This window comes from Rhodococcus chondri (assembly GCF_036327435.1).
GTDB lineage: Bacteria > Actinomycetota > Actinomycetes > Mycobacteriales > Mycobacteriaceae > Rhodococcus > Rhodococcus chondri.
Window position 1 is genome coordinate 1 of record NZ_JAUZMZ010000111.1, and the last position, 16408, is coordinate 16408.

The window sequence follows — 16408 nt, forward strand, 5'->3', positions numbered from 1 at the left end:
GATCAGCAGCGTGTCCTCGATCTCCTCCCACGAGTCCTCGTCGAGGTCGCCGCCGCCGAGCAGTCCGAGCAGGCTCTTGCCGACAGCGGATTGCGATCGGGCGAGTCGGCCGCGGAGCCGCACGAGACGTCCCGAGGTCGGCTCGATCTCTTCGATCGGCGGCACCGGGGGAACCGCGGTTTCGGGTGCCTCGGGAGCGGCCGGTGCCTCGGGTGCCGCGGGAGCGGCCGGGGCCTCCGGGGCTTCGACCGTGTCGGTGACCGGGCGCGTTTCGGGCTTCGGTTCGACCTGCGGCTCCGGGGCGGGCGCCACCTCTGGTTCGACGGGCTCGGGCTCCGCCACGGCCGGTTCGGGGGCGGCTTCCGGCTCGACAGGCTCCGGTTCCACCGGTTTCGGCTTCGGCGGGGCCGGTGCGGCCGGTGCGGCCGGTGCGGCCGGTGGAGCCTCCGTGACCTCCGTCGGCAGCGGCACGGTACGAGGCGCCGGGGCCGGGGCCGGGGCCGGCTTGGGGGCAGGCCGCTCCACGGGCTCCGGCGGCGCGGTCGCCGTCGACCCCTGACTGAAATTGAAGCCGGTCTGCGCCTTGTAACCGCCGGAACGGTCCTTGGTTTCGGCGGTATCGAGCTGCGGGGTCTGCTTCGCCGTCAGCGACACCTGCCGCCGGCGGTACAAGGTCAGACCGACGACCAGCGCAACGAGAACGACCGCCAGTGCGGCCGCGAGAATGATCCAGGCTCCGGTACTCACGCCCCCCATACTGTCAGGCCGGGAGTCCTTCTTCCGGTTCGGGGACCGGTGTCGGGAGGTTCTGTCCGCGCATTCGCTGCGAGATCACACGGGTGATGCCGTCACCCCGCATGCTCACGCCGTACAGCGCGTCGGCGACCTCCATCGTCGGCTTCTGGTGGGTGATCACGATGAGCTGGGACTTCTCCCGCAGCTGTTCGAACAACCCGATGAGCCGACGCAGGTTGGTGTCGTCGAGCGCCGCTTCCACCTCGTCCATCACATAGAACGGCGACGGTCGGGCCCGGAAGATCGCCACGAGCATCGCGACCGCGGTCAGCGACTTCTCGCCACCGGACAGCAGCGACAACCGCTTCACCTTCTTGCCGGGCGGCCGCGCCTCGACCTCGATGCCGGTGGTGAGCATGTCGCTCGGGTCGGTGAGAACGAGCCGGCCTTCCCCACCGGGGAAGAGTTTCGAGAACACCTGCTCGAACTCGCGCTCGACGTCCGCGTAGGCCTCGGTGAAGACCTGCAGGATTCGGGCGTCGACCTCGTCGACGACGGCAAGGAGATCCTTGCGGGCATTCTTGACGTCCTCGAGCTGAGTAGCGAGGAAGTTGTACCGCTCTTCGAGGGCCGCGAACTCTTCGAGGGCGAGAGGGTTGACCTTACCGAGCGTCGAGAGGTCCTTCTCGGCGCGCTTGGCGCGGCGCTCCTGGGTAGGCCGGTCGTACGGCAACGGCTGCGGAGCGACCACCTGCTCGCCGCGCTCGCGTGCCTGCTCGTATTCGGCGAACTCGAGCTCGCTGGGAGGCAGCGGAACGTCCGGGCCGTATTCGGCGACGAGGTCGTCGAGCGCGATGCCGTACTGCTCGAGAATGGTCTGTTCGAGTTGCTCGATCCGCAGCGCGGCCTGTGCGCGCGCCACCTCGTCGCGGTGCACCGCGTCGGTGAGCTGGTCTCGCTGCGTGGTCAGTTCGCGCACCAGTTCCTTGGCACGTTCGAGTTGCCCGGTGCATTCGGTCCGGCGGCGCGTGAGTTCGTCGCGGTGCGCCATCGCCGCGGCGACGACCTCGTCGAGGTGTTCGGCCACCCGGGTTCCCGCCTGGGCGACCGCCGCGGCGACCGCCGCGGCCTGTCGTCGCGCCTGCCGGGCGCGTTCTGCACGCGCACGGGCCTCCCGTTCCGCCTGCGCGGCGCGGCGCAGCGAATCGGCCTTACCGCGCAGCGCTTCGGCGCGTTCCTCCCCGGTCCGGGCGGCGAGCCGGGCCTCCACCTCGACAGCCCGTATCTCGGCGAGCGCGGCGGCGGCGACCTCACGTTCCTCGGCGCTCGATTCGGTGCCGGCATCGTCGCCCGTCCCGGACTGCTCGTCCTCCGCCAGGCGCAGCCGTTCCTCGAGTTCGACGAGCTGCTCGCGGGCGGCGTCGCGTTCCCGTTCGGCGTCGGCGCGCTGGGTGGTGAGACGTCCGGATTCGGCATGGGCGTTGCGTGCTGCCTGCCCGAGCCGGCCGAGCTGCTCGTACACCGCGGACATCGCGGCGTCGGACTCGTTGAGCGCGGCGAGGGTCTGTTCGACGTATTCGGCGCGTTCCTTCTGCTCGGCAAGAGCGCCGGCCAGTGCCGCGCTCAACTCCTCGGAGCGCCGGATCGCGTCCGTGAGACCGGCACGCGAGGTTTCGATCGCCGCCTGGATCTCGAGTGTGCTCGGGGCGCGGTCGGAGCCGCCGACGACCCACCCGGAACCGGCGAGGTCGCCACTGCGGGTCACCGCGCGCAATTCGGGTCGTCGCGTGCACACCTCGGTGGCCGCGGCGAGGTCGTCGACGACCACCGTCCGGGCCAGCAGCGCCGCCAGTCCGCCGCTCAGTTCTGCCGGAGAGTCGACCACGGTGTGCGCCCATCGCGCGCCGTCGGGCAGCGCGCCGTGGTCGCCCGGTCCGTCGGCGCCGGTCGCCACGAAAGCGACGCGGCCCTGATCGGCCTCCCGGAGCGCGGACACCGCGCCGGCGGCGGCCTGCGTCGATTCCACCGCGACGGCATCGGCCGCCGAGCCGAGCGCCGCGGCGATCGCGGCTTCGTAACCGGATTCGACACGCACCCGCTCGGCCAGCGGACCGAGGAGGCCTCCGGCGCTGCGATGTTCGAGCAGCCATGCGGCACCGTCGGTGCGTTCGAGGCCCATCGACAGCGCCTCGATACGGGCTCCGAGCGACGCCACTTCCTTGCCGGCGGCGCGTTCGGCGTCCTGCAGTTCCTTGACGCGCTCGTCGGCGATGCGCCGCGCCTCGAGTGCGCGCTCGTGCTGGGCGTCGGCATCGACCTCCCCCGCATCGAGATCGTCGATCCGGGCCTGAGCGGTCTCGAACTCGGCCTGCGCTTCCACTCCGCGAAGGCGCGCTTCCTCGATCGCGACGGTGAGCCGCGCGATCTGGGTGTCGAACGATTCTGCTCGAGTGCGCACGGTGTCGACGCGGCCGGCAAGTCGAGCGAAGCCTTCACGCCGGTCGGCGACCGCGCGCACGGCCGCCATGTGGGCACGTTCGGCGGCCGCGGCGAATTCCTCCTGCGCGGCGAGTTGCTCCCGCGCGGATTCGAGCATGCCGTGGGCGATCTCGACGGCCTCGACCAGCTCGGCTTCCTCCGCGGCGATGCGGTCGGCGCGGGCCTCCATCTCGTCGGGGTCCTGCCCGGCCCGGTTGTCGGGTTCGGCGTCGAGGTGGCGGGCTCGCTCCTGCGCGATGCGGACGGTCGCGGAGACCCGCTCCGCCAGCGCGGACAGGCGGAACCACGTCTGCGAGGCCGCCTCGGCGCCGGGGGTGAGGTGCGCGAGGGCCTGCTCGTGCCGTGCAAGTTCGGCGGTGGCGGCGTCGAGGGCGGCGAGCACGGTATCGAGACGTTCGCGGACGATGCGTTCCTGCTGGTCCTGGCCTTCGAACTCGGCGCGGCGCGTGACGAGATCGTCCGCGGCCAGGCGCAGCCGCGCATCGCGCAGATCGGCCTGGATGGTCTGGGCCCGCCGCGCCATCTCGGCCTGCCGACCGAGGGGTTTCAGTTGTCGGCGTAGCTCGGCGGTGAGGTCCGTGAGCCGTGCGAGGTTGGCCTGCATCGCGTCGAGTTTGCGGACCGCCTTCTCCTTACGGCGGCGATGCTTGAGGACGCCGGCGGCCTCCTCGATGAAGGCGCGGCGGTCTTCGGGACGCGATTCGAGGATGGCCGCGAGCCGTCCCTGGCCGACGATGACGTGCATCTCGCGGCCGATCCCGGAGTCCGAGAGCAGTTCCTGGACGTCCATCAAACGGCACGAGCTGCCGTTGATCTCGTATTCGCCGGCGCCGTCGCGGAACATCCGGCGGGTGATCGACACCTCGGAGTATTCGATCGGGAGAGCGCCATCGGAGTTGTCGATGGTCAGGGTCACTTCGGCGCGGCCGAGCGGCTGCCGGCCGGCTGTGCCGGCGAAGATGACGTCCTGCATCTTGCCGCCGCGCAGCGCCTTGGCGCCCTGCTCGCCCATCACCCAGGTCAATGCGTCGACGACGTTGGACTTGCCCGAGCCGTTGGGCCCGACGACGCACGTGATGCCCGGCTCGAAGCGCAGAGTCGTCGACGACGCGAAGGACTTGAATCCCTTCAACGTCAGACTCTTCAAATACATGGGGGGAAACCTTACCGACGCGTCAGCGCTCGACGAATCCGGTCAGGGCGCCGCGCGGCGGATCCCAGGTTTCGACGACGAGGCGCACGTCGCCGGGGGTGTCGCCGGAACGCAGCCACTCGAGCAGTTGTTCGAGAGCCGGACGAGGACCTTCCGCGATGACGAGCACCCGCCCGTCGGGGTGGTTGGTGGCATGGCCGACGAGCCCGAGCTCGAGGGCGCGAGCGCGCGTGAACCACCGGAATCCGACGCCCTGGACCCTGCCGTGGACCCAGGCGGTCAGGCGTTGCGTATCGGGCGCGTGATCGTGTGTCATCGGTTATGCGTCGGGCGTGATCGTCAGCGATACCTTCGTACCGGCCTTCAGGGTACGACCGACGGTGCAGACCTTGTCGACGGAACGCTCGACGAGCGCGACGAGCCGCTGCTGTGCCTCGGTGTCGAGCTCGGACAGGTCCACGACGAGTTCTTCCTCGAGAAGTGGGTAGACCTCGTTCTCGCGATCGGCGGCACCCGAGACGTTGATCGTGGCGTCGTAGTCGTCGCCGAGCCGGCGGGAGAGGGGGAAGTCCGAACTCATGCCCGAACATGCGGCCAGGGCGATCTTGAGCAGTTCTCCCGGGGTGAACACCCCGTCGACGCCCTCCGAGCCGATGAGGACCTCGGCGCCGCGGGAGCTGCGGCCGGTGTACCGGCGCGTGCCGGTGCGCTCGACCCACAACGCGGTGGGTGGTGTCGCGGGATTCTGGTCAGCCATGCGTGGAATCCTGCCATGCGGCGCCGACAGCACCGTCACCCAGGAGCGGTGCGGGGACGTGGCTGACATTTGGGGCAGCTGTACGACGAGCGGTTCATGAACTTCTCCCGCCGGATCGGCGCACTGCAACGATCGCACGGCATGTTCTCCTGCCCGTACACGTTCAGGGACCGCTCGAAGTATCCGGATTCGCCGTTGACATTCACGTAAAGCGCATCGAACGACGTACCGCCCTGGGCGAGCGCTTCGCCCATCACCTCCCGGGCGGCGTCCAGCGCGGCGCGCAGCTTGGGTGCGGACAACGCGTCGGTCACCCGATTTCCGTGAATCCGCGCGCGCCACAAGGCTTCGTCGGCATAGATGTTGCCGATGCCCGAGACCACGGTCTGGTCCAGCAGCGCCCGTTTGATCTCGGTGTGCTTGCGGCGCAACACTTTCACCACTGCGGCTGCGTCGAACCGGGAGTCCATGGGGTCGCGTGCGATGTGCGCGACGGTCAGCGGCAGCCGGTCGCCGTCGACCTCGACCAGTGGTGCGAGAGTCCATCCGCCGAAGGTGCGCTGGTCGACGAACCGGAGGTCGGCGCCGTTGTCGAGTACTGCACGGATGCGCAGATGCTTCTCGTCGGGGACGGTGGGAGGTTGCACCAGCATCTGCCCGCTCATCCCGAGATGGACGACGAGGGCGAGGTCGGCGGGCCGGAGCACGAGCCACAGGTATTTGCCGCGCCGCTGCACGGCGGCCACCGTCTGCCCGGTGATCTGCAGCGCGAGGTCGCGCGGCCCGGGTTCGTGGCGTCGCACCGCGCGCGGATGCAGGACCTGGACCGACTCGATCGTGGCGCCCAGCACATGCGCGTGCAGGCCACGACGGACCACCTCGACCTCGGGAAGTTCGGGCACGCGGCGGTCAGTCGGATTCGGCGACTGTGCCCGTGTCCGCGGCCGTGTCCGCGGCGGACACGGCATCGGTCGCCGGCGCGGTGCCGGTGGTGTCGGGCTCCGGAGCCTCACCGGCCGCGATGTCGGTCAGTGCCTGCCAGGCGGCCGCGGCGGCCTTCTGCTCGGCTTCCTTCTTCGTCCGTCCCACCCCGGTACCGAGGGACCTACCGGCGATGATCGCCGTCGCCGTGAACTCTTTGTCGTGGTCGGGGCCGGTCGCCGAGATTTCGTAGGCCGGGACACCCGCGCCGCGTTCGGCGGTGAGTTCCTGCAGGCTCGTCTTCCAGTCGAGTCCGGCGCCGAGCCGGGGGCCGCGTTCGAGCAGTGCGGCGAACAGTCTGAGAACCACCTCGCGGGCGACGTCGATGCCGTACTGCAGATGCACCGCGCCGAGAAGCGATTCCATCCCGTCGGCGAGGATGCTGGCCTTGTCGCGGCCACCGGTGAGTTCCTCGCCCTTGCCGAGAAGCAGATGCGCTCCGAGTCCGCCTTCGCCGAGTCCGCGAGCGACCTCTGCGAGGGCGTGCATGTTGACCACGCTAGCGCGGATCTTGGCGAGTTCGCCCTCGGATTTGTCGGGGTGCGTCAGGTACAGCTTCTCGGTGACGGTGAGGCCGAGAACGGCGTCACCGAGAAACTCGAGCCGCTCGTTGGTCGGCAGGCCGCCGTTCTCGTAGGCGTAGGAACGATGCGTCAACGCCAGCGTCAGCAGTTCCGCGTCCAAAGTCACGCCGAGGGCGGCGAGGAGAGATGCGTGATCCTCTTCGCCGCCCACGGGTGCAGTATTCGTTGCTTTGCTCGTCACGTGAGTACCGATGACTTAAACGGGAGCAGTCACCTGACGACCGTTGTACGTGCCGCAGGACGGGCACGCCACGTGGGGCAGCTTCTTTTCGCCACAGCCACGGTTCGGGCAGGTGACGAGGGTCGGCGCAGTGGTGTTCCACTGGCTGCGCCGCGACCGGGTGTTGGAACGCGACATTCTGCGCTTGGGGACGGCCACGTCTACTTCTCCTCGTTGTTCTTGCTGTCGGATGCACTGCTGGGTTCTTCGGAGCCTGCGCCGAATGCGGCTGCCAACCCAGCCCAGCGAGGATCCATTATCTCATGCCCGTGCCCGGATTCTGCAATCGCCAGGCGAATGCCGCATTCGGGACACAACCCCTCGCAGTCGTCGCTGCACAACGGCCGCAACGGAAGTTCGAGGCCCACGGCGTCGACGATAACCGGTTCGAGATCGATCAGATCGTCCTCGATACGGTAGATCTCGTCTTCGTCGGCGGTCTGATCTGTCACGCTGTTCGGGTAGGCGAACAGTTCGGTGAGATACAGCTCCACCTCGCCGGTGAAGGGCTCGAGGCAACGCGAGCATTCTCCGACGGTGTCGGAACGAACTGTACCGGTGACGAGAACGCCTTCGGACACCGCCTCCATCCGCAGATCGAGATCGATGTCCGTTCCTTGCTCGATGGCGATCAGGTCGAGTCCCATACGCGACGGGGCGGGAACAACCCGTTGCACGGTACGCATCGAGCCCGGACGCCGTCCGAGCGTGAGCGTGTCGAGCACCAGACCTGCTGCCCGGTCGGGTCGCGGGGTGCTGGAACGGCGGGTAGACACTGCAACTCACTTTCGGATCGACGGCACTACGAAGTTGTTGGGCAACCGCTCTATGGTACGCGATCGACGTCGGACGACGAAATCGCGGGACGGTCGAATTTCAGCGGCGCCGACCGGACCGATGATCGGCTTCCGCGTAATCCGGAGTCCCCGAGGTCCGCAGCTGCTGACGACCCCTCCCGACCGAACGCATCGTCGTGCTGAGGAACTCCTCGAACTCGGCGAGCTTGCCGTCGACGTACTCGTCGCAGTCGGTGCGCAGCCGGTCCGATTCGGCGTGCGCGGCATCGATGACGCGGGCCGATTCGGCGTGCGCCGCCTGCACGACCTCGGTTTGCGACACGAGCCGTGCCTGCTCGGCTTCGCCGTCGGCCACGGAACGGTCGTACGACGCTTTGCCGGCTTCGATCATGCGCTCGGCCTCGGCCCGGGCACGTGCGGTCACCGCCTCGTACTGATCCTTGCCGTCGGCAATCAGATCGGCGGCTTCGGCGCGCGCATCGCCGACCAGCTCATCGGCGTGGGCGCGGGCCTCGCTGACCATCCGGTCCGCCTGCGCCTTCGCGTCGGCGAGCATCCGGTCGGCGTCGGCGCGGGAGTCCTCGAGCAGCGTTCTGGCTTCCTCGTCGGCGTCGCCGACGGTCTTGTCGGCCTGCGCGCGCGCATCGCCGATCAGCCTGTCGCGATGGTCGAGGACGTCCTGCGCATCGTCCAGTTCGGCGGGAAGCGCGTCGCGGACGTCGTCGAGAAGTTCGAGCACGTCGCCGCGCGGCACGACACAACTCGCCGTCATCGGGACGCTACGCGCCTCTTCGGCGATAGCGACTAATTCGTCGAGTGCCTCGAATACCCGGTACACGCCCAACCCCAATCACTCGCTCGACCCGGCCGCTGCGACCGTGTCCGGGCCAGTCTGCCGCAGCAAGCGCCGCGGCGCCGTGCGCCACGCGCCGGTGTGTCGAAATCGAGTCCGAGGAGGCGGACAGGCCCTCTACTTCCGGTCGGCCGCCCGCTCGGCGATACGGGTGAGCAGTCGCTTGTGGACCGTCGCCGGGAGCATGTCGGCGACGTCGCCGCCGTAGATGGCGACCTCCTTGACGAGCGAACTCGACAGGTAGCTGTACGTCGGGTTGGTGGCCACGAACAACGTGTCGACGCCGGTGAGCTTGTGGTTCATCTGCGCCATCTGCAGCTCGTAGTCGAAATCGTTCGCTCCGCGCAGGCCCTTGACGATCGCGGAGATACCGTTGGCCTTCGCGTAGTCGACGAGCAGACCCTGCCAGGAATCGATCGAGACGTTCGGAAGATGCGCGGTGGCCTCGCTGAGCATCTCGATACGTTCCGGAACCGTGAACATGCCCTGCTTGTTGGGGTTGATCGTGACCGTGACGACCACCTCGTCGAACTGGGCCGAGACCCTGCTGATGACGTCGAGGTGCCCGTTGGTGACCGGGTCGAAGGATCCTGGACAAACCGCGCGGCTCATGACCCAGCACCGTAGCAGGTGGCGATCTCCACCCGCGTCTCCCCGTATTTGCGGGTCCGGCCGGGGTCGAAGGCGTCCGGCCACTTCGTTTCCGGCGAGCGGGTGGAGCGTTCGACCACCACCATCGAGTCCTCCCCCACCCAGCGGCCGTCGACGAGTGCGGCGAGCACTCCGGTGACCGCGGTGTCGGCCAGGTCGTACGGCGGATCGGCGATTACCAGGTCGTAGACCCGGTCGGCGGCCGCCGCGAGCACCGCGGCCACCGGGGCGGCCCGCAGCACCGCACCACCGAGCCCGACCGCGGCGATGTTCTCCCGGATCACACCGGCAGCCTTGGCATCGGATTCGACGAGGGTCACGTGTGCGGCACCCCGCGACAATGCCTCGAGCCCGAGGGCTCCGGAGCCGGCGTACAGGTCCAGCACGGCGGCCCCGTCGAAGTCCATCCGCGCCTCGAGGGAGCTGAACAGGGCTTCGCGAACTCGTTCGGATGTCGGCCGGGTTCCGCGGGGCGGCACCTTCAGGCGCCGCCCCCCGGCCCGTCCCGCAACGATTCTGGTCACTCCGCGCTTTCTTCGGTGGACACCACGACGAGCAGGTCACCGCCCTCTACCTGCTGCACCGGGCCGATCGCGAGGCGGGTGATGTGCCCGCCCCGGGGAGCGGTGATGGCCGCTTCCATCTTCATCGCCTCGATGGTGGCGACGGTGTCGCCGGCCGAGACGATGTCGCCCTCGCCGACCACGAGGGTCACGGTGCCGGCGAACGGTGCCGCCACATGCCCGGGGTGGGCACGGTCGGCCTTCTCGGCGGCCGGGATCTCACTCGCGATGGATCGATCGCGCACCGACACCGGGCGCAGCTGGCCGTTGAGGATGCACATGACGGTGCGGTTTCCGCGTTCGTCGGCGTCCGAGATCGCTTCGAGCCCGATGAGCAGTTCGACGCCCTTGTCCAGGCGCACTCGATGCTCGTCGCCGTGGCGCAGTCCGTAGAAGAACTGGTTCGCCGACAGCTCGGTGGTGTCGCCGTACTGCTCGCGATGTTCCTCGAACTCGCGGGCCGGACCGGGGAAGAGGAGCCGGTTCAGGGTGCGGCGCCGGTCGAGCGACGACCCGCCGAGGCCCTTCTCGTCCTCGGCCGTGAGCGGGATCTCCGGCTTGGGTTCGCCTCGTCCGCTCAGTGCCTTGCTGCGGAACGGCTCGGGCCACCCGCCCGCGGGGGTACCGAGATCTCCGCGGAGGAAGCCGATCACCGAGTCCGGGATGTCGAACTTGCCGGGCTCGGCAGCGAAGTCGTCGACGGAGACACCCGCTCCGACGAGGTGCAGGGCCAGGTCGCCGACCACCTTCGACGACGGCGTGACCTTGATGAGGCGACCGAGGAGCCGGTCCGCGCCGGCGTAGGCGGCCTCGATGTCTTCGAACCGGTCTCCGAGGCCGAGCGCGATGGCCTGCTGCCGAAGATTGGACAGCTGACCGCCGGGAATCTCGTGGGTGTAGACGCGGCCGGTCGGGGCGGGCAGGCCCGACTCGAACGGCTTGTAGACCTTGCGCAGGGCTTCCCAGTAGGGCTCGAGGTCGCAAACGGCCTGCAGATCCAGGCCGGTGTCGAACTCGCTGTGCGCGGCGGCCGCGACGATCGCCGACAGCGCGGGCTGGCTCGTGGTGCCCGCGAGTGCCGCCGACGCGCCGTCCACGGCATCGGCGCCGGCGTGCCAGGCAGCCAGGTAGGTCGCGAGCTGACCACCCGGCGTGTCGTGGGTGTGCACGTGCACCGGCAGGTCGAAGTTCGTGCGCAGCGCCGAGACCAGGGTGGCCGCGGCGGGTGCCCGCAGCAGCCCCGCCATGTCCTTGATGGCGAGCACGTGCGCGCCCGCCGCCACGATCTGCTCGGCCAGCCGGAGGTAGTAGTCGAGGGTGTAGATGGTCTCGTTCGGGTTCGACAGGTCCCCGGTGTACGACAACGCGACCTCGGCGACGGTGGTGCCGGTCTCGCGGACCGCGTCGATCGCCGGGCGCATCTGATCGACGTTGTTGAGTGCGTCGAAGATCCGGAAGATGTCGATTCCGGTGTCGGCCGCCTCCCGCACGAACGCCCGCGTCACGGCCTCCGGGTACGGCGTGTAGCCGACGGTGTTGCGGCCGCGGAGCAGCATCTGCAGGTTGATGTTCGGAACGGCCTCACGCAGCGCGGCGAGCCGCTCCCACGGATCCTCGTGCAGGAAGCGCAGGGCCACATCGTATGTCGCTCCGCCCCACGCCTCGATGGACAGCAACTGCGGGGTCATGCGGGCGACGTGGCCCGCGACGGTGAGCAGATCCTTGCTCCGCACCCGGGTGGCGAGCAGCGACTGGTGCGCGTCGCGGAAGGTGGTGTCGGTGACGCCGACAGCCTTCTGTTCCCGCAGGGCGCGGGCGAACCCTTCGGGCCCGAGCTCGAGCAGACGCTGCCGCGATCCGGCCGGCGGGGCGGCGCTCAGGTCGACGGTGGGCAGCTTGTCGTGCGGGTACAGGGTGGTCGGACGCTCGCCGTGCGGCTTGTTGACCGTCACGTCGGCGAGGTAGGTGAGGATCTTGGTGCCACGATCCGCCGACGAACGCAGCGTCAGCAGATGCGGCCGTTCCTCGATGAACGACGTGGTGACCTTGCCCGCGCGGAAGTCCGGGTCGTCGAGGACGGCCTGGAGGAACGGGATGTTCGTGGCGACACCGCGGATGCGGAACTCCGCCACGGCGCGGCGTGCCCGGGCCACGGCGGTGTCCAGGGTGCGTCCGCGGCAGGTCAGCTTGACGAGCATCGAATCGAAGTGCGCGGAGATCTCGGCGCCCACCGATGTACCGCCGTCGAGGCGGATGCCCGCACCGCCCGGGGTGCGGTAACCGGTGATCCGCCCCGTGTCGGGCCGAAATCCGTTGGCCGGGTCCTCGGTGGTGATCCGGCACTGCAGAGCAGCGCCGCGGATCGTGATCGAATCCTGGCTCAGTCCGAGGTCGTCGAGCGTCTCCCCCGCCGCGAGACGCAGCTGCGACTGCACGAGGTCGACGTCGGCGATCTCTTCGGTCACCGTGTGCTCGACCTGGATTCTCGGGTTCATTTCGATGAACACGTGGTTGCCGCGTTCGTCGACGAGGAACTCGACCGTACCGGCGCACTGGTAGCCGATCTCCTTGGCGAAGGCGACCGCGTCGGAGCAGATCCGGTCCCGCAGCGCGGGCGCGAGGTTGGGTGCCGGGGCCAGCTCGATCACCTTCTGGTGCCGACGCTGCACCGAGCAGTCGCGCTCGAACAGGTGGATGACGTTGCCGTGCTTGTCGGCGAGGATCTGCACCTCGATATGACGGGGGTTGATCACGGCCTGCTCGAGGAAGACGGTGGGATCCCCGAACGCGGCGTCCGCTTCGCGAGAGGCCGCCTCGATGGCTTCGCGCAGCTGCGAGCGCTCCGCGACCCGGCGCATGCCGCGACCGCCGCCACCGGCCACCGCCTTGACGAACACCGGGAAGGTCATATCCTCCGCGGCCGCCACCAGCACCTCGATGTCCGGCGACGGCTCCGAGGAGGCGAGCACCGGGAGACCGGCCGACTTCGCCGCCGCGATCGCACGTGCCTTGTTTCCCGTCAGTTCGAGGATCTCGGCAGACGGCCCGACGAACGTGATGCCTGCTTCCGCACCCGCCGCCGACAGGTCGGGGTTCTCGGACAGGAACCCGTAGCCGGGGTAGATCGCGTCGGCGCCCGCCGAGAGCGCGGCCTCGACGATCTGCTCGACAGACAGGTAGGCCCGGACGGGGTGTCCCTCGTCCCCGATCTGGTACGCCTCGTCGGCTTTGAGCCGGTGGAGCGAATTGCGATCTTCGTACGGAAACACCGCAACCGTCCCGGCACCCAGTTCGTAGGCGGCGCGGAAGGCGCGGATCGCGATCTCGCCACGGTTGGCGACAAGCACTTTGGAGAACATTCGATGACGGTACCGCGACGAAACAATCGATTCGGGCGCGCGGTCCCAGAATGTGGGACACGAACGGGTGGGCGACGAACTGTAACGATGCAGTCGCCCCGAAGGTTAACTCTCCCGAAACACCCGCAACAGCATCACCGTAACCTCACCTCGCGGACTCCGGCGTGGTGCGCGAACCGTTACGTCAGGACTTCTCGAGATATTCCACCTTCTCCGCATCCAGCGCGGCGGTGACCATCCGGGCCAGACCCGGATGCCGGGTCAGGTCCGGATCGTCCTCGGTGACCGACCTGGCGAACCGCTGCGCCGCCGAGATGACCTCCACGTCGTCGACGAGCGAGAGCAGCCGCAGTGTCGACACAGTGCCCGACTGCGCGACCCCGAGGACATCACCCTCACGGCGCAGTTGCAGGTCGAGCTGGGCGAGCGCGAAACCGTCGGTGGTGCCGGCGACCGACTCGAGCCGCGCCATCGTCGGAGTGCCCGGTTTGGTTTCGGTGACCAGCAGACACAGCCCCTGGTGGCCGCCTCGTCCGACCCGGCCGCGCAACTGGTGGAGCTGGCTGACTCCGAACCGGTCCGCGTCCACGATCACCATGACCGTCGCGTTGGGGACGTCGACACCGACCTCGACCACCGTGGTGCATACCAGCACGTCGATGTTCCCGGCGCCGAAGTCGCGCATCGTGGCGTCCTTCTCGTCGGCCGGCAGGCGACCGTGGAGCAGACCGACTCGCAGGTCCCGCAGGGGGCCGGCAGCCAACTCCTCGTACTGCTGCAGCACCGATTTCGTCTCGGGTGGTTTCTGCTTGCCCTTGCCGCCCCCTGCGGGTTCGGGTTCGAGCTCGAAGACGCCGGGCACTGCATCCTCGTCGGCGTCGCCGTCGCCGATGCGGGAGCACACCACATACGCCTGGCGGCCTTCGGCGACCTCCTCCCCGATGCGTTCCCAGGCGCGATCGACCCAGGCCGGATGCACCTTCGCCGGAACCACTCGACTGACGATCGGCGAGCGTCCGCGAGGGAGTTCGCGCAGCGTGGACACCTCGAGATCGCCGAGCACGGTCATCGCAATGGTGCGCGGGATGGGCGTCGCGGTCATCACCAGTACGTGCGGCGCGGCGCCGTCGCGTCCGCGCCCCCGCAGCGCATCGCGTTGTTGCACCCCGAAGCGGTGCTGCTCGTCGATTACGACGAGCCCGAGATCGAAGAAGTCCACACCCTCCTGGATCAGCGCGTGGGTGCCGATGACGATGCCGGCATCGCCGGAGACCGCGTCGAGCAGAGCCTGGCGTTTTCGGGCCGCGGTCATCGATCCGGTGACGAGCGTGACGCGGGTGGCGAGCTCGTGGGCGCCGAGTTCGCCGGCGGCCGCGAGGTCGCCGAGCATCGTCGTCAGCGACCGGGCGTGCTGCGCGGCGAGTACCTCGGTGGGGGCGAGCAGCACGCATTGGTGACCGGCGTCGATCACCTGCAACATGGCGCGCAGCGCGACGATCGTCTTGCCCGAGCCGACTTCGCCCTGCAGCAAGCGGTTCATGGGGTGTTCGCGCGCGAGGTCGGCGGAGATCTCCTCGGCGACGGACTTCTGCCCGGCGGTCAGTTCGAACGGCAATCGGCGATCGAACTCGTCGGCCAGCCCACCGCCCCGGCGCGGGCACCGCGGCGCGGTGCGTACCTGCACATCGTGGCGCCGCCGGGCCATGACGAGTTGCAGCGCCGCCGCCTCGTCGAACCGCAAGCGGTCGCGGGCCCGCGCGACCTCTTCCTTGGTGTCGGGCAGGTGCACGCTGCGCAGCGCCTCGTCGAGCCCGATCAGACCGTGTTCCCGGCGCACCTCCTCCGGCAGGGGCTCGTCGACCGTGTCGAGCTGATCGAGCACCTGCCGCACGCAACGCATCACGGTCCACGATTCGACGTCGCGGGTGGCGGGATACATCGGGATCAGAGCGCGGTCGAAGATGGACATGTCGATGCCGTCGCCGCTCTGCGCGCTGCGGGCCAGACCTGCCAGCGCACCGGCGCCGCGAACCCGGCCCCGGGCAGGTGCCGCACCACCGATTTCGGCGTCGCGCGGCTCGGGGAGGATCACATAGCTCGGGTGCGCGAGGCTCCACTTGTCGCGGAAGTATTTGACGGTGCCGGAGAACATGCCGCGCACCCCGGGCTTGATGTTGTATTTGACCTTGTGCGGGTTGAAGAAGGTGACGTCGATCTTGTGGCGGTCCGAGACGAGCACCACGGCCAGCCGGGTTCCCGGTCTGCTCTTCATCCGCACCTCGTCGGCCTTCTCGACGTGCGCGATGATCGTGATGTGCTGGCCTTCGAGGGGTTTGCTGTCGCCGAGTTCGGCGCCCTGGGTGGCGTATCGGTGCGGATAGTGGCGCAGCAGATCTTCGACGGTGGTCATCCCGAACGCGTCGGCCAGCGCATCGGCGGTTTTGCGGCCGAGGAGATGATCTAGTCGGTCCGCGAGTGTCGCCACTGCTGTCCCTTCCGTTCCGCGGCGGCCACGCGGACCACCGGCTACTCGACGCCCAGCTGCAGCAGGTCGCTGCGCTGACCACCGTGATACACCACCACCTCCAGCTCGCGGTGGTGGTCGTCGAGGTGACGGGTCAGCTGCTCGGCGAGACCGTCGGGAGCGTCGGCGCCGACGAGCATCGTCACGAGCTCACCGCCCGCGGCGAGGATCTTGTCGAGCAGCGACACTCCCGCTGCCACGAGATCATGCTCGATGACCACGACATCATGACCCGACAGGCCGAGACTGTCGCCGGGTTCGCACGTGCCCACCCAGGTCAGGGCACGTTCACGGGCGATGCGCAGCGATCCCCAGCGCGTGGCGGCCGCGGCCTCCGACATCGCGAAAGCGTCGTCGACGGTGGCGCGCGCGGGATCGTGCACCGCGAGAGACGCGAGTCCCTGCACCAGCGACGAGCTCGGCAGGAACGTCACCTCCCGGTGGTCGCCGCGGGCTCGGGCGCCGACGGCGACGACGTCCTGCGCCGACAGCGACCCGTTGGGAAGTACGAGCACGTCGCGGCTCGGCAGCGCCCGAATCGCCTCGAGGATCCGGCGGGGGGCGAGCGAGGTCTCGGCCCGGAGAACTGTGGCTCCCTCGGTCTCGAACAGCGCGGCCGTCCCGTCGCCCGCAACCACGGCGAGCACGGCGCGACCGCCGTCGCGCTTCCGCGTCGGCGAGGTCGCTGCCACCCCGCCCGGACCGGACGCGAGGGGGGTACAGCCACCGTGT

At 69.2% G+C, this 16408-nt stretch carries 12 protein-coding genes and 2 pseudogenes; all 14 read right to left on the reverse strand.

The features are described from left to right. Positions 1-756 (reverse strand): annotated as a pseudogene (locus tag Q8814_RS17900) (signal recognition particle-docking protein FtsY); the annotation flags it as partial. A 4-nt stretch (positions 757-760) separates the two neighbouring features. After that, positions 761-4387 (reverse strand): chromosome segregation protein SMC, encoded by a 3627-nt coding sequence (gene smc, locus Q8814_RS17905; protein WP_330153355.1) that lies wholly within the window; start codon positions 4385-4387, stop codon positions 761-763. A 22-nt stretch (positions 4388-4409) separates the two neighbouring features. Beyond that, positions 4410-4703 carry an acylphosphatase gene (locus tag Q8814_RS17910; RefSeq protein ID WP_330153356.1) on the reverse strand — a complete coding sequence of 98 codons (294 nt, stop codon included), beginning with the start codon at positions 4701-4703 and terminating at the stop codon, positions 4410-4412. Positions 4704-4706: 3 nt separating this feature from the next. After that, positions 4707-5144 carry an OsmC family protein gene (locus Q8814_RS17915; RefSeq protein ID WP_330153357.1) on the reverse strand — a complete coding sequence of 146 codons (438 nt, stop codon included), beginning with the start codon at positions 5142-5144 and terminating at the stop codon, positions 4707-4709. A 35-nt stretch (positions 5145-5179) separates the two neighbouring features. Further along, positions 5180-6046, reverse strand: coding sequence for a bifunctional DNA-formamidopyrimidine glycosylase/DNA-(apurinic or apyrimidinic site) lyase (mutM, locus tag Q8814_RS17920; RefSeq protein ID WP_330153358.1), 867 nt, complete (start codon positions 6044-6046; stop codon positions 5180-5182). Positions 6047-6053: 7 nt separating this feature from the next. Continuing rightward, a complete protein-coding gene (gene rnc, locus Q8814_RS17925; protein WP_330153359.1) occupies positions 6054-6890 on the reverse strand; it encodes a ribonuclease III in 837 nt (278 codons plus the stop codon). A 15-nt stretch (positions 6891-6905) separates the two neighbouring features. Beyond that, positions 6906-7088: a 50S ribosomal protein L32 gene (gene rpmF / locus Q8814_RS17930; protein WP_006551208.1), complete on the reverse strand. Its 183-nt coding sequence runs from the start codon at positions 7086-7088 to the stop codon at positions 6906-6908. A 2-nt stretch (positions 7089-7090) separates the two neighbouring features. Then, a complete protein-coding gene (locus Q8814_RS17935; protein WP_330153360.1) occupies positions 7091-7705 on the reverse strand; it encodes a YceD family protein in 615 nt (204 codons plus the stop codon). A gap of 100 nt (positions 7706-7805) precedes the next feature. Continuing rightward, positions 7806-8564, reverse strand: coding sequence for a DivIVA domain-containing protein (locus tag Q8814_RS17940; protein WP_330153361.1), 759 nt, complete (start codon positions 8562-8564; stop codon positions 7806-7808). Between the two features lie 132 nt (positions 8565-8696). Beyond that, positions 8697-9191, reverse strand: coding sequence for a pantetheine-phosphate adenylyltransferase (coaD, locus tag Q8814_RS17945; protein WP_330153362.1), 495 nt, complete (start codon positions 9189-9191; stop codon positions 8697-8699). Then, positions 9188-9754: a 16S rRNA (guanine(966)-N(2))-methyltransferase RsmD gene (gene rsmD, locus Q8814_RS17950; protein ID WP_330153363.1), complete on the reverse strand. Its 567-nt coding sequence runs from the start codon at positions 9752-9754 to the stop codon at positions 9188-9190. Before rsmD ends, coaD begins: the two co-directional genes overlap by 4 nt. After that, complete coding sequence (locus Q8814_RS17955) at positions 9751-13152, reverse strand: pyruvate carboxylase (RefSeq protein ID WP_330153364.1); 3402 nt, start codon at positions 13150-13152, stop codon at positions 9751-9753. The genes rsmD and Q8814_RS17955 overlap by 4 nt, the downstream gene beginning before the upstream one ends. A gap of 184 nt (positions 13153-13336) precedes the next feature. Continuing rightward, positions 13337-15637, reverse strand: a complete 2301-nt coding sequence (recG, locus tag Q8814_RS17960; protein WP_330153365.1) for an ATP-dependent DNA helicase RecG — start codon at positions 15635-15637, stop codon at positions 13337-13339. Positions 15638-15678: 41 nt separating this feature from the next. Continuing rightward, positions 15679-16408, reverse strand: a pseudogene (locus Q8814_RS17965) (DAK2 domain-containing protein); the annotation flags it as partial.

Excerpts from the sequence above, each read along its gene's own strand:
- smc (WP_330153355.1), bottom strand. The coding sequence starts at position 4,387 with ATGTATTTGAAGAGTCTGACGTTGAAGGGATTCAAGTCCTTCGCGTCG.
- Q8814_RS17910 (WP_330153356.1), bottom strand. The coding sequence starts at position 4,703 with ATGACACACGATCACGCGCCCGATACGCAACGCCTGACCGCCTGGGTC.
- Q8814_RS17915 (WP_330153357.1), bottom strand. The coding sequence starts at position 5,144 with ATGGCTGACCAGAATCCCGCGACACCACCCACCGCGTTGTGGGTCGAG.
- coaD (WP_330153362.1), bottom strand. The coding sequence starts at position 9,191 with ATGAGCCGCGCGGTTTGTCCAGGATCCTTCGACCCGGTCACCAACGGG.
- Q8814_RS17955 (WP_330153364.1), bottom strand. The coding sequence starts at position 13,152 with ATGTTCTCCAAAGTGCTTGTCGCCAACCGTGGCGAGATCGCGATCCGC.